This is a genomic window from Parabacteroides timonensis (genome assembly GCF_900128505.1).
Lineage (GTDB): Bacteria > Bacteroidota > Bacteroidia > Bacteroidales > Tannerellaceae > Parabacteroides > Parabacteroides timonensis.
On sequence record NZ_LT669941.1, the window covers coordinates 3,155,250 to 3,168,968 of the forward strand.

The window sequence follows — 13,719 nt, forward strand, 5'->3', positions numbered from 1 at the left end:
GCGTAAATAATTCGATAGCAAATATCCCACCTTTGTATCAGATAATCAATCCCTAAAAGTAGGTATATTATGAATAAAATAAAACCCGGGATAAAGGACAACGTTGCAGAAACCTTATTCATCCCCTTACTTTCACGCGCCTATGAAAGCCGCCGGAAAGATGCGATATTAAAAGATCCGATGGCTTGCGAACTGGTTGAGAAAATAGACTACGACTTCGCCAAATTCGGAAAGATTTCAATGAGTACAGCCGGTACTGCCATCCGCTTGCGCCGTTACGACCGGTTGGTTAGCTGGTTTATCGACCGGACGGTAGATGAAGCCCCGATAGTGGTGCAGATTGGCTGCGGACTCGACAGCCGTTTCCAACGCGTCCCTAACCGCGACCAGGCAACCTTCTACGAACTCGACCTCCCCGAAGTGATCGAACTGCGTGAGAAGCTATTCCCCGCCTCGACAAATGATATCAACATCAAAGGCTCCATGCTCGAAGCAGACTGGATGGATGCATTGAAGCAAAAGCATCCCCATAGCCGCTTCCTCTTCCTAGCCGAAGGCGTGATGATGTATTTCACCGAAGAGCAGGTCAGGTCGGTTATCCAAAACCTGGCTGGACGTTTCCCCGGTTGCGAGATCTATTTCGACTTCGTCAGCAAATGGGCGGCACGCAACTCCGATAAACACGAGTCAGTGAAACGTACGAAAGCCCGTTTCCATTTCGGGCTGAACGATCCGCACACTGTCGAACAATGGGTACCGAAACTGAAACTGATCGAGCAATTTTATTTCGTTAGCGAAGAGAAAAAACGCTGGGGGCTGCCCGGACTGATTATGTGGCTGATCCCCGCCCTGCACAAATCGTTCGGGATCGTAGGCTATAAAGCCGAATAAAGAACAAACAATATGAAAGAGCAAAAGAAAAAAGGGTTATCGCGCCTGTTTGAGATCGCGGGCGAAAAGAAAGGACTATTGATCCTGGCTGGTTTCCTGTCGGCGTTAAGTGCCTGCTGTATGCTGGTTCCTTATCTGTCGGTTTACCAGGTACTGGATGAGTTATTGAAAAATGCCGGTAACGTAACGGCTTCGGATAGCGGATATATGATCCGCTGGGCATGGATCGCCTTTATCGGACTGGCAGCCGCCCTGCTATTACTCTACGGCGGACTGATGGCTTCGCATGTGGCAGCGTTCCGCATCCTCTATGGCTTGCGTGTCAGGCTATCGGAACATATCGGACGGCTGCCGCTGGGTTATCTGAACAGCACATCGACCGGAGCGATTAAGAAAGCACTGGAGCAGAATGTGGAAAAGATCGAGAACTTCGTGGCGCATACCATCCCCGACCTGGTGAATGCGGCAACGACCGTTATCATTATGTTTGTCATTTTCTTCAGCCTGAACGGTTGGATGGCGGCAGTCTGCCTGCTGGCGATCGTGATCGGTATATCCGTCCAGTTCTCCATGATGTTCGGCAAGAAAGCGCAGGAGTTCTTCAAAATGTATTTCGATACATCGGAGCAGATGAGTGCCTCAGCCGTCCAGTATGTCAGGGGGATGCCTGTTGTGAAGATATTCGGGCAGACGGTGGAGTCGTTCCGCCAGTTCAGTAAATCGATCTACCGGTTTAAAGAATATGCACTGAATGTCTGCGATGCTTATCAACCGGGGATGGTGACATTCATCGTACTATTGAACTCGATCGTTACCTTTATTATTCCCGTCGGCTTGTTACTATTGGACGGCCAGCCGGGAAATATCGCACTGGCAGCCGTCTATCTCTTCTTTATTGTATTAGGGCCGGGCGTTGCCTCCCCTTTTTATAGACTGACATTCCTGGCTTCGAACACGCGGGAGATAGACGAAGGTGTCAGCCGTATCGACGCTATCTTTGCCGAGAAGCCCGTACCGGAACCCGCCAACCCTCAACAACCAAAGGGACATGACATCTGTTTCGAAAACGTCAGCTTCTCCTACGAAAACACACGGGAGAAGACCCGCACCGAAGCACTGAAACATATCAACTTCACCGCCCGTGCCGGTGAGATAACCGCCCTGGTCGGCCCTTCCGGCTCCGGCAAATCCACCATAGCCAACCTGATCCCCCGTTTCTGGGACGTTACCGAAGGGAGAATCAGTATCGGTGGCGCAGATATCCGGAATATTACTTCCGAACAGTTGATGGATCAGGTCTCTTTCGTTTTCCAGGATACCTTCCTCTTCTTCGATACCTTGTACGAGAATATCCGTGTCGGTAAACCCGATGCCACCGAGGAACAGGTGATCGCTGCCGCCCGTGCCGCCCAGTGCGACGATTTCATCCGCCGGCTGCCGCAAGGGTATCAGACACTGATCGGTGAAGGCGGTGTTTATCTCTCCGGGGGAGAAGCGCAGCGGGTAGCCGTGGCGCGTGCCATCCTGAAAAACTCCCCAATCCTGGTACTGGATGAAGCGACCGCATTCGCCGATCCGGAAAATGAATACAAGATGCAGCTCGCCATCCAGGAACTGATCAGGGAAAAGACAGTCATCATCATCGCTCACCGCCTGTCGTCGATCATTTCGGCGAACCAGATCATTGTTTTAAAAGAGGGAGAGATTGCCCAGCAAGGCATCCACAGCGAACTTTCGGTAAACGACGGACTCTATAAACAGATGTGGGATGCCTATACCGACGCTTTTCAATGGACATTAAAGAAATAAGGAGACAACAAGAATGAATGCACTTCAAAATATAACGATCGGCCATACCGAACGTCTCAGGAAACCGGTCGGATTCACTATCCTCGCCAACCTGGTCAATATCGTTCCTTTCATGCTTTCGATAGAGGCAGTGAACATCATCTTTAAAGCCTTCGACGGCAGTGGCAGCGGACTCGACACAACTCGCCTGTGGGTTATCTTCGGCATCCTCGTAGCTTATATGCTGGTGATGGCCGTTGCCGAACGCCAGTCGTACCGGCACAATTTCCGCGGTGCTTACGAAATGAGTGCCGACGGCCGGATACGGCTGGCAGAACATCTGCGCCGCTTGCCCTTAGGCTCCCTCTTCCGGCACGATCCGGGCGACCTTGCCAGCATGATGATCAGTGACTTTACATTGGCGGAGACCGGTATCTCCCACCATCTTCCCCAATTGATGGGTGCGTTGGTAATGCCCATACTCGCTTTCTTCGGGCTGTTGTGGATCGACTGGCGGATGTCGGTAGCCATGTTCATCGCCCTTCCGTTGGCGATCCTGGTTCTGACGGGAAGTACCCGGATACAATATAGCCTGAGCCGGAAACAGATCGAAGCCAAAGTGAATGCGGGCAGCCGCCTGGAAGAATACCTGCAAGGTATCCGCGTCATAAAAGCGTATAATCTGCTGGGCGGTAAATTCGAACGTCTGCAAAAAGCGTTTGCCGACCTGCGCCGGGCAAGCCTGCGCCTAGAAGCCCTGATGGGGCCGTTCATCCTGCTGTCTATCACCCTGGTGCGTGCCGGACTGACCCTGATGATCCTTTGCGGTGCCTATCTGTTGGTAGGCGGGCAACTCGACCTACTTACTTTCGTCATGTTCCTGATCGTCGGTTCCCGCGTCTTCGACCCGCTAACCTCAGCATTGACCAACTTCGCAGAGTTCCGCTATTTCTCCATCGCCGGAGGCCGTATCCTCAACCTGATGCGCGAACCGGAAATGACAGGAAAAAAGGAAAGCCCGGAACATGGGGATATCACTTTCGAAAAGGTATCGTTCGGTTACGGTGAGAAAGAGATATTGCATGATGTATCGCTCACGTTGAAACAAGGTTCGCTGACCGCACTGGTCGGTCCATCGGGAAGTGGTAAAAGCACGCTGATGAAGTTATGCGCCCGTTTCTACGATCCGCAGAAAGGGAAAGTCCTGTTGAACGGACAGGATATGAAAGAGTTGGAACCCGAGTCGCTGATGAAGCATATATCGATGGTCTTCCAGGATGTCTATCTGTTCCAGGACACGATCAAGAACAATATCCGTTTCGGTAAAAGCAATGCAACCGATGCCGAGATAGAAGCCGCTGCCCGCAAAGCCTGCTGCCACGATTTCATCATGCGTCTGCCGGGTGGTTACGACACGATGGTTGGCGAAGGTGGTTGTACATTGTCTGGTGGCGAAAAGCAACGCCTCTCCATCGCCCGCGCCATGCTGAAAGAGGCTCCGGTCGTCCTGTTGGATGAAGCCACCGCCTCCCTCGATCCCGAAAACGAAGTGGAAGTACAAAAAGCCATCAACACCCTGATCGAAGGCCGCACAGTCATCGTCATCGCCCACCGCCTAAAGACAATCCGCAACGCCGACAAGATCATTGTGCTGGAAGACGGCCATATCGCCGAACAAGGGACACACGACGAACTGCTTCGCAATCAGGGATTATATCATAAACTATGGTCGATACAGGAAAAGACAATTGGATGGAAATTATAACTGTCTTATAATTGGGGATTTATTCAACATAGTCCATAGTGAACTACGTTAATAATGGCTACAAATGTAGCAAAACCTTACAAACAGACATAACGTTATATACTATTTTTCATGGCTTGTTGCAAAATAGCATCAAGTCATGACTCTTTTCGGTCTAAATACAAAACTTCATTTGGTACCACCAAGGGATTTCTTCAATTCTCTTTCTAAGGGAGATATTGGTGATTTACGACTAAAAACAGGGGTATCCGTAGAAATAAAAGCTTTGATTTTTATAGGTATGACATAGTTCACTATGAACTAATTAAATCTGTATTAATCATGGCAACAACTGATCCCAAGATGCGTAGCATCACTGGCAATTTGGTAGCAAACATGCTGACAGAACGTGAAGATGACTTCACATTCAATGTCACATACGTCGCCAACCGCACAATCGATGATTTGTGCAACATCGCTGCAAAAGGCAAAAGTAAGTTCTCCGCTTCCGAATTAAGAAGCGCTTACAACGATCTGATGGAAGTTGCGAAGGAAGAATTATACTCTGCTTCTACCGTAGAGTTCGGCTTCGCAAATAACTCCCTGGGAGTGGATGGTCCCTTCATCGGTCCCAAGGCGAAATTCGATCCGGAAAAGAACAATGTGACCCTTCGCTGTTCTCCCCGTGTCGAATTCAGGAAAGACCTTAAAGCCATCAGCGTGATCGTCGGTGAAGTGACAGAAGGTCTCCCTACCATCACCAAAGTAACCGACGTATTCACAGGCGAAGTAAACACAAAACTCACTCCGGGCAATACACTCAATGGCGAAGGCAAACGTGTAAAGATCGTCGGAGCCGAAGGCAGTCCCGTCGGTTTCTTCTTCATCAAAGCAGCAGACGACACCGAAACAGCCGTCCCAATGACTTCCGTTTCACGCAACGATCCTTCTTTCTTCTCTTTTATCATTCCGGCATTGGCTGACGGTACCTATTATCTGGAAGTCGCCACCCAATACGGAGGTAATCGCACGGTACTATTAAAAGAGGTTCGCCGCAATCGTTTCCCTTACCTGCTGACGGTAGGCGCCGGAAGCGATGATGATGACGATCGCCCCGTAATTGAATAAACTTTCTTGCGCAGTCATTGCGCATTACCGTGCGCGATAGCTGCGCAAGGGTATGCGCAACCGATGCGCACCCTCGTGCGCAAGGCCTGCGCATATACATATTCAATAAATAAAACATAAAACAACATGAAAACAAAAATTACTTTGATCACAAGCAGGTTACTATACCTGCTTGCTTTTTTAACCATTTCCCATATGACGATAGCACAAGTAGACGTATGGGATGGACACACCGTTACAGAACCTGCCGGATGGGCAACAGGAAATGCTACTGTCAATATCAGTTCGGCAGCAGAACTGGCTTGGGTGGCCCAAATGGTCAACAACAGCGAACAAACCGGAGCTACACCCAGCGATAAATGGTTTAAAGGCTGTACACTGACTCTTACGACCGATATTGATTTGGCAGGACACGAATGGACTCCGATCGGAATTGGTTTTGTGAGTGGTTATACTAGTTATATGGAAAAAAACTTTTTTGGTTCCTTCGATGGACAAAACCACATTGTATCGAATTTGAAAATAACGGGCGAATATCGATTTGCCGGTTTATTTGGCATTATAGGAGATCCGGGGTTTCCTTCCGGAAAAGAAACTGTCAAAGATTTACATGTCCGGAACGCCGATCTACAGATAACAAAACCCGAGGTATCAGATGAATATTATGAGTGGGGCGCCGGAACACTGGCAGGTTTGCAGTGTGGAACAATAGAAAGATGCAGTGCCACCGGAAAAATTGTAGGAGGAGATGATGGCTATTTCGGAGGATTAGTCGGAATGAATTTGGGGGGGTATAGTACCTGTTCCATTATTTCAAACAGTTATGCATCTGTAGATGTGACAGGGGGAAATGGGAGTATTATTCCTCGTACTTATCCCTGCTACATAGGAGGATTTGTAGGAAATAACGGAACTACCTCAGGCGGTAATCCTATCATTTATAACTGTTATTCAACCGGTAATGTAAAAGGGGGAGATTATGCCTATATCGGAGGATTTATCGGACGTTGCGGTGGTTCAGACGATATTGAAGCAAACGATGTACATTCCTGCTATTCACTAGGGACTGTGGAAGGTGGTTCTAATTCCCACATAGGAGGATTTGCCGGTAATGCCGTTCCACGCTCTCCGTTGCTTAATTGTTATTGGAATGAAGATGCCCATGCGAATGGAACCGGTAACGATGCCGAAAGAACAAGTGAAAATCTTTTAGCTCTCCCTCTCTCTTCCATGAAAAGCGGATTCCTAACCCAGATCATGAATGAAGGAGCTTTCAACTATTCGGGAAAAGCTGCTTCAAAAGTGACAAGATATGCCTGGGAACTGGTTCCCGGCAACAATTATCCGACATTGACTTCAACCCCGCTTGCCGCCGCACCGGGTACATCAGAAAGCGATCCCTTCCTAATAGCCAATTCAAGTGAATTGGAGTTTTTCGCAACCTGGGTAAATGCCGGAAACGATTTTGCCGGCAAATTTGTCAAACTGACTGCCGACATCGACCTGGAAAGTAAACAATGGGTACCGATCGGAACCGAGTATGGAATATTTTTCAAGGGAACATTCGATGGGAATGGCTATCAGGTTCAAAACCTGTATTTTAATAAAACAGTCGGAGACAGAGAACAGATTCACGCCGGTTTATTTGATTACGTAAGAGACGGAGTTATCCGGAATCTGGGAGTCGTAATTTCAGAAAAGGGATTAACAGGAAAAATCACCAATGCAGACTACGCCCCAGCAGATTGCTATTTAGGAGGTATTGCCGCTTCCTGTCTCAATTCCACCATAGAAAACTGTTACACTACAGGAGGATGTATATATGCAGCTGGAACAGAAAACGTAACTGCCAATGCCGGAGGTTTGATCGGGAATGCAGATGGCGTTACCATCAGTAATTGTTATTCGACAGTGGATATATATAGTGGAGAAGAAGATGGAGGAAATCGTATCGGTGCAGGCGGAATAGTTGGAGATACTCAAGACGGAACTTCTTCCACAACCATTAGTAACTGTTTTTCATCCGGCATAATCAGTGCTAAAAATCCTATTTATTCAGGAGGTACCGGAGGTATTGTCGGACTTATCTATCAGGAGTCAAATGCAACTTCAATATCTAACTGTCTTTCATTGAATTATAAGCTGGTAACAAAGGATGGTACTGTAACCACTCAGACCGGAAGAATATTAGGCGAAATATATTCAAGCGGTACAGCTCCCGTTCTTTCCAGCAATCATGCTTATGATAATATCATTTGGGAAGATATCACAAGCAGTGCATCAATCCCCATCACCGGAACTGATGCAACGGATAAGAATGGTGCTGGTTGGGATTGGAGGAACAGTGATCCGATACCTAATGGCATTCTGGATAATACAAGCGATTGGGAAAACGGTACATTACCCATAATGCCCAAACTAAAAACAACCGACGGCAACCTGATGGCTAACCAGCCGGATGTGTCGATCCCTTATCCGCTGGAGTTTACAACACCCGCAAATGGTTCTGTATATGAAAAGTACCATAAGACGTATGCGGGCAAAGCCACACGGGTAGAACTGACTATCACCCCGAAACCTAACTTTATATTAAATGGTCTGACTTATCAACCGGAAGGAGAAGAAGCCGTTCCTATAATAGAAAGTGCCGGACACTATTACTTTACGATGCCAGGAAAAAAGGTTACAATCGCTGCCGTCTTTATTGCTAAATCTCCCATTACGATAGCGAATGGAACAAATGGCGCCATCAGTATAGAAGGAGATAAAACAGAGGCAATAGAGAATGAGAAAGTCATCTTCACAGTTACACCGGACAACGGTTACAAACTTGATGGAGAACCGACCGTTACGAAAACCGGAAGTGGAAATGTAACGGTCAACAGCGAAGGCAACAACAAGTATTCTTTTGACATGCCAGCCGAAGCGGTTACAATTGCTGCCACATTCAGCAAAAACAACCCCGATCCGCAGCCACCTGTCGATCCCGATCCTGTACCGCCGGTTTACTACACAGTCACTTTGCCACTCGTAGAAGGTGCCATCACCGATCCTGTTGCCGGAGAATACGATGTGGAAGCATGGAGTAACTTCCGTTTCTATCTCACGCTAGATAAGGAATACGATCAATCGGAACCCGTCATAACTACCGACCGCGGTGAGACCATCACGCCGCGCAGTAGCGACGGAGCTTATATCGTCAAATATGTCCGCAACGATATGGAGATATTTATCGACGGCATCGTAAAGAACCCCGATCCGGTAGCTAACGAAACAATAGCTACAGATGTCATCAAGGTATGGGCAGCTAAAGGTTACCTGCATATCAGCAGCCCGACAGCACAAACAGTACAGGTCTACAACCTGACAGGCTCACTGGTTAAACAGGCAGACATCCCGGCAGGCGATACCCGATGGACATTACCGGCAGGTATCTATATCGTACAGGTCGGTTCCGCACGATACAAAGTAATCTTATAAGAAAACCGATATGACGAAAACAGAATTGGTACAAAGAATTGCCGAAGATACCGGACAAAAAGCGACACAGGTAAAAAGAACTGTCGAAGCATTACTCCGTATCGTTTCCGATACGCTGAACGAAGGCTCTGAAATTCGTTTTCATAACTTCGGGGCATTACACCCCTGGATACAGATTGAACGTATGGCACGCAACCCCAAGACAGGTGTTGCAGTCAAGATCCCTCGTCGCGTATCAGTGAAATTCCGGCCTGGAACAAAACTGTTGAAGGTTCTGAACAAATAGGATACCGACAATCACGGCCCCGGTCAGAAACCGAACCCGCCGTGATCGTCTTCCTCTTTTTCCTGTTCTTTACCCGTTAAATAGATGAAATCGTTCCCGCTCTGAATAATATCGGAGGCGGGAACTTTTTCTTTTAGCTTCTCCACCTCTTTTACATCCTTCACACAGACCCAGGCACGATAGCTTTTCGAGGGCTTATCGGCTATAAACCAGACACCCGTATAGGAAATGCCTTCCAGATAATGCATCAGCGAAGTACTGACACCGGATATGCCTATCGGTCCGCGCAGGAATTTCAGTTTGCCGGAATAAGGGGATATCTCTTTCAACAGCGCCGGTATCGCCGGGTTATCTTTCCCGTCCATCGGAAGATACTGCCGGATCAACTCATCCACCTTACTCTTTGCTGCAGCCGAGCCGGAAGGGAACACCACCGATACGTATTTATCGCCAGCCACAGCCTGCAACTGGTAAGGCGACAGGCAATCGATGCAACCCAGCGTATCCGCCCGCTGACAGCGGAACACATGGAGCGAATAGATACCGAAAGCATCCTCAGGTGTCGGCATCTCATAGATCTCGATCGTATATTCCTGCCCCTCGTAAACGACATCGCGGGCTGTCAGCTTACTGACACCGTATTCGAGGAACTGCTCCGCTCCTCCATTCATAAAACCGTAGAGTCCCGAGCCTGTAAACACCCGTTCCCTTTTCACTTCAACCTCCTGTGCAACCAAAAAGGCGGGGATCAACAATAGGAAACCTGCCCATCGTATAAAATGTTTCATGCCTGCAACGTTGTTTCTATCAGTTCGATTTTATCCTTATCGGCCACGCCGAGTTGAAACTCCTGCGCCATATCCATAAAGGTACGTGCTCCCGCTTTCTCTTCTTCCTGCAACCCCTCTTCGATACGTTTGGCAATCACTATATCGTAACTGATACGGTCGACTGCCACCGCGTCGCTTCCCGCCAGGATGGTATTATAATGGCAGATAAATTGCGGATTGGCAGCCGGTCCGCCGTCGAAGCAACCGATCATTCCATCGACAATATTCAACACCACCTTATCCCGCAACGGAGGGAAAGCACAAACCGAAGCACAGGTATCATGCCACATCGGACCGTGAAGCCGGGCGGTATTCGTAATCGAACCGAAAGCCAGGTTCTTCATGCAGCAGGTGATCGTCGTTCCGGCATTCTTCAATACAGGGACGTTGATAATCTTCGTCACCATCTCCGTACATATCTTCGTGAAATAAGAGTTCTTTCCGCCATTGATCATAAAAGGCATGGTGTAAGCGTCATATTCTCCTTCGATGTCGACGGAAAAGTACTGCTCCTTATCGATCCGTTCTTCGCCGTAGAACTTACCTTCGGCATTGATGTAACTGCCGTTCTCATCGGGGTATTCCGTACCGATGATCTTTATATCCGGATAGTTCTCAGCGGTAAAGCCCGACTCCTTCAAATCCGCTTCACGCCGGTCCCAGATAACGATATTCTTTCGGGGGATGCCGGCTTCTTCCAGCTGGTTGATAATGGATTGCGTCAAAGCATGCGAGGTAGATAACAGCTTTCCGGCAATCGGATTTACTTTCAGCCCGATCACATCGTCGGGACCGACAAACTGCAGCCACGCCTCTTTCAGGTTACTTTTCCCTGTCAGATTCAACATACTGTTCCGAAGCATTTCATAGGCGATCCCTTCCGAAGGCTGTCCGTCGACAATACAGCCGGGATGGGTTGTACAGGCTACTTTACCGGGATATTTACCCGGCATGGAATGTTCGTTCCGGGGGATGGCCAGGGTATCCTTTATATTGGTTGCCGGCTTCTCTTTATCTGCGTGTACCGCTGGAGCAGCCTTTACGATAGGAGAAAAAGCAACGCTTGCCCCACCGAGGGCCAGCGAACGGAAAAAGTTTCTTCTTTTCATGGTATTACTGATTAAGTCTTCAGGCTGCTAAGATATTAAAATCCTGTGGGGCTTCCGCCTTTTTTTCCGGTTATTTCCTGTACTTTTGCGACACAATTCGAGAACTCAATAAATATGCTGGAAAAAGGATTACAACACACAAGCAGTACCGTAGTCAGTGCTGCTAACTCAGCCCGTACCATGGGATCGGGCGACCTGGATGTATTCGCCACACCGTCGATGGTGGCTTTAATGGAAAACGCAGCCATGCTGGCTGTTGCCTCCGGACTGCCGGAAGGCTCGACAACCGTAGGTGCACAGATGAACACGTCACATATCAAACCGTCCCCGCTGGGAGAAACAATTTCCGCCACGGCAACCTTACAGGAAGCGGATGGCCGCAAACTCACTTTCAGCGTTGTGGCACAAGACTCAAAGGGGACGATCGGCGAAGGGACGCATATCCGTTTCATCGTAGACAAAGAGAAGTTCCTATCGAAGATCTACCCTACCAACAAATAGGTATTTCACGGGCACAGAATGCCCATTTATGGTGATTTCACGTTCTCCGATCTCTTTCTATATTTGTTCCGTCTTAAAAATGAACAAACAATGAAAATAGAAAAGATTACAGGACGTGAAATCCTCGACTCAAGAGGTAACCCTACCGTAGAAGTAGATGTATTATTGGAATCAGGTGTAACAGGCAGAGCTTCTGTCCCCTCCGGCGCATCGACCGGCGAACACGAAGCACTGGAACTGCGCGACGGTGACAAGAAGCGCTATTGCGGTAAAGGTGTACTGAAAGCTGTTGAAAACGTAAACAAGATAATCGCTCCGGCCCTGAAAGGCATGTCAGCATTGGATCAGGTAGGTATCGACCAGGCCATGCTCGAACTGGACGGAACGAAGACCAAATCAAACCTCGGTGCAAACGCCATCCTCGGTGTTTCCCTTGCAGTTGCCAAGGCTGCTGCCAACTATCTGGATATTCCTTTATATAGATATATCGGCGGAACAAACACATACGTGATGCCGGTTCCGATGATGAACATCATCAACGGCGGTTCACACAGTGACGCTCCGATCGCTTTCCAGGAATTTATGATCCGTCCGGTAGGTGCTTCTTCTTTCAAGGAAGGTCTGCGTATGGGTGCCGAAGTGTTCCACGCATTGAAGAAAGTATTGCACGACCGTGGCCTGAGCACTGCCGTAGGCGACGAAGGTGGTTTCGCTCCAGCTCTGGAAGGAACGGAAGATGCTTTGAACTCAATCCTTGCCGCTATCAAGGCTGCCGGATACGAACCGGGCAAAGACATCATGATCGGTATGGACTGTGCTTCTTCCGAATTCTACAAAGACGGTATCTACGACTATACGAAGTTCGAAGGTGACAAAGGTGTAAAACGTACTTCCGACGAACAAGTAGACTACCTGGAAAAACTGATCAACGAATACCCGATCGACTCTATCGAAGACGGTATGAACGAAAACGACTGGGAAGGCTGGAAGAAGCTGACCGACCGTATCGGTAACCGTTGCCAGCTGGTGGGTGACGACTTGTTCGTTACAAACGTCGACTTCCTGTCGAAAGGTATTCAGGAAGGTTGCGCCAACTCGATCCTGATCAAAGTAAACCAGATCGGTTCATTGACTGAAACACTGAATGCTATCGAGATGGCTCACCGTCACGGCTACACGACCGTCACTTCTCACCGCTCCGGCGAAACAGAAGATGCAACGATCGCCGACATCGCCGTTGCTACCAACAGCGGACAGATCAAGACCGGTTCACTGAGCCGTTCAGACCGTATGGCTAAATACAACCAGTTGCTCCGTATCGAAGAAGAGTTGGGTAACAAAGCAGTATACGGTTACAAACGCTTAAAATAATCTCATTTTAAATAAATCATAATCGCTAATTTGCAAGCTAAAAGCTAATTTTTAGATAAAAGCTTCCCCGTGAGGAGAGGCTTTTACCTTTTTATAGGTAACGGAAGCCTTCAATTTACCCTCTTATGGCGATTGCACATATTCCAGAGAATAATGACCTTTGACAACAGTAAAACAGAACATCTCATTTATCCATTATGACAATAATAAATAAGACATTCAACGGTCAACTCTCCTTCTGCAAGTGTTGTAACACCTATAGCCTGGAGTTCGGTAACTTCTTCTTTTGCTTTACGGAAGCAGGCTTCCAGGGCTTCCGCAAGTACATAAACAGCATCGACGGTGACCTGTCGGAACAACGTAACCAACATTTCGCCTCCAACCGCAAAATATGTATCAAAGTACAATCCGAAAGCATTTACTTTTGCCTCAACAAAATGGAATTGGAAGAACTGAAAGAACTTCTCTCCGCCAAAAGAAACGGAAAGAAGTCCCCTTATCTGGCACAGAACTATTCGTTGAATTGAAATCTTCATTCAAACAAAAGCATAGTACCCATCAATAGGTATTTAATATAGATTTCATATCATA

General features: G+C 48.1%; 11 protein-coding genes. 9 read left to right on the top strand and 2 right to left on the bottom strand.

What is annotated here, in order from left to right; all coding sequences use genetic code 11:
• The first annotated feature begins 69 nt into the window (after positions 1-69).
• The 6 genes from BQ7394_RS20235 to BQ7394_RS20260 all read left to right on the top strand — a co-directional run bounded on the left by BQ7394_RS20235 (position 70) and on the right by BQ7394_RS20260 (position 9,317).
• A complete protein-coding gene (locus BQ7394_RS20235) occupies positions 70-891 on the top strand; it encodes a class I SAM-dependent methyltransferase (RefSeq protein WP_075559056.1) in 822 nt (273 codons plus the stop codon).
• Positions 892-903: 12 nt separating this feature from the next.
• Positions 904-2,700 (top strand): ABC transporter ATP-binding protein, encoded by a 1,797-nt coding sequence (locus BQ7394_RS20240; protein ID WP_075559057.1) that lies wholly within the window; start codon positions 904-906, stop codon positions 2,698-2,700.
• Between the two features lie 13 nt (positions 2,701-2,713).
• Complete coding sequence (locus BQ7394_RS20245; RefSeq protein WP_075559058.1) at positions 2,714-4,444, top strand: ABC transporter ATP-binding protein; 1,731 nt, start codon at positions 2,714-2,716, stop codon at positions 4,442-4,444.
• Between the two features lie 321 nt (positions 4,445-4,765).
• Complete coding sequence (locus BQ7394_RS20250; RefSeq protein WP_075559059.1) at positions 4,766-5,551, top strand: DUF4469 domain-containing protein; 786 nt, start codon at positions 4,766-4,768, stop codon at positions 5,549-5,551.
• 126 nt (positions 5,552-5,677) lie between these two features.
• Entirely contained in the window at positions 5,678-9,031 is a 3,354-nt protein-coding gene (locus BQ7394_RS25740) for a GLUG motif-containing protein (protein WP_075559060.1), read from the top strand.
• Positions 9,032-9,041: 10 nt separating this feature from the next.
• Positions 9,042-9,317, top strand: coding sequence for an HU family DNA-binding protein (locus tag BQ7394_RS20260; RefSeq protein WP_075559061.1), 276 nt, complete (start codon positions 9,042-9,044; stop codon positions 9,315-9,317).
• A 23-nt stretch (positions 9,318-9,340) separates the two neighbouring features.
• Here BQ7394_RS20260 and BQ7394_RS20265 read toward each other — a convergent pair whose 3' ends face one another.
• Complete coding sequence (locus BQ7394_RS20265; RefSeq protein WP_075559062.1) at positions 9,341-10,105, bottom strand: DUF6599 family protein; 765 nt, start codon at positions 10,103-10,105, stop codon at positions 9,341-9,343.
• On the bottom strand, positions 10,102-11,256 hold the full coding sequence (locus BQ7394_RS20270; protein WP_075559063.1) for a DUF362 domain-containing protein: 1,155 nt from the start codon (positions 11,254-11,256) through the stop codon (positions 10,102-10,104). Before BQ7394_RS20270 ends, BQ7394_RS20265 begins: the two co-directional genes overlap by 4 nt.
• 114 nt (positions 11,257-11,370) lie before the next feature.
• On the opposite strand from BQ7394_RS20270, the gene BQ7394_RS20275 reads away from it, so the two are divergent.
• From BQ7394_RS20275 to BQ7394_RS20285, 3 genes are all read left to right on the top strand, one after another.
• A complete protein-coding gene (locus BQ7394_RS20275) occupies positions 11,371-11,757 on the top strand; it encodes a thioesterase family protein (protein WP_075559064.1) in 387 nt (128 codons plus the stop codon).
• A gap of 90 nt (positions 11,758-11,847) precedes the next feature.
• On the top strand, positions 11,848-13,128 hold the full coding sequence (gene eno / locus BQ7394_RS20280) for a phosphopyruvate hydratase (protein ID WP_075560139.1): 1,281 nt from the start codon (positions 11,848-11,850) through the stop codon (positions 13,126-13,128).
• A 197-nt stretch (positions 13,129-13,325) separates the two neighbouring features.
• Positions 13,326-13,655: a DUF6686 family protein gene (locus tag BQ7394_RS20285; RefSeq protein ID WP_082212058.1), complete on the top strand. Its 330-nt coding sequence runs from the start codon at positions 13,326-13,328 to the stop codon at positions 13,653-13,655.
• Positions 13,656-13,719: the final 64 nt, after the last annotated feature.

Coding starts and splice junctions, on each gene's coding strand:
- BQ7394_RS20275 (WP_075559064.1), top strand. CDS start 11,371: ATGCTGGAAAAAGGATTACAACACACAAGCAGTACCGTAGTCAGTGCT.
- BQ7394_RS20270 (WP_075559063.1), bottom strand. CDS start 11,256: ATGAAAAGAAGAAACTTTTTCCGTTCGCTGGCCCTCGGTGGGGCAAGC.
- BQ7394_RS25740 (WP_075559060.1), top strand. CDS start 5,678: ATGAAAACAAAAATTACTTTGATCACAAGCAGGTTACTATACCTGCTT.
- BQ7394_RS20265 (WP_075559062.1), bottom strand. CDS start 10,105: ATGAAACATTTTATACGATGGGCAGGTTTCCTATTGTTGATCCCCGCC.
- BQ7394_RS20245 (WP_075559058.1), top strand. CDS start 2,714: ATGAATGCACTTCAAAATATAACGATCGGCCATACCGAACGTCTCAGG.
- BQ7394_RS20240 (WP_075559057.1), top strand. CDS start 904: ATGAAAGAGCAAAAGAAAAAAGGGTTATCGCGCCTGTTTGAGATCGCG.
- BQ7394_RS20235 (WP_075559056.1), top strand. CDS start 70: ATGAATAAAATAAAACCCGGGATAAAGGACAACGTTGCAGAAACCTTA.
- BQ7394_RS20285 (WP_082212058.1), top strand. CDS start 13,326: ATGACAATAATAAATAAGACATTCAACGGTCAACTCTCCTTCTGCAAG.
- eno (WP_075560139.1), top strand. CDS start 11,848: ATGAAAATAGAAAAGATTACAGGACGTGAAATCCTCGACTCAAGAGGT.
- BQ7394_RS20250 (WP_075559059.1), top strand. CDS start 4,766: ATGGCAACAACTGATCCCAAGATGCGTAGCATCACTGGCAATTTGGTA.
- BQ7394_RS20260 (WP_075559061.1), top strand. CDS start 9,042: ATGACGAAAACAGAATTGGTACAAAGAATTGCCGAAGATACCGGACAA.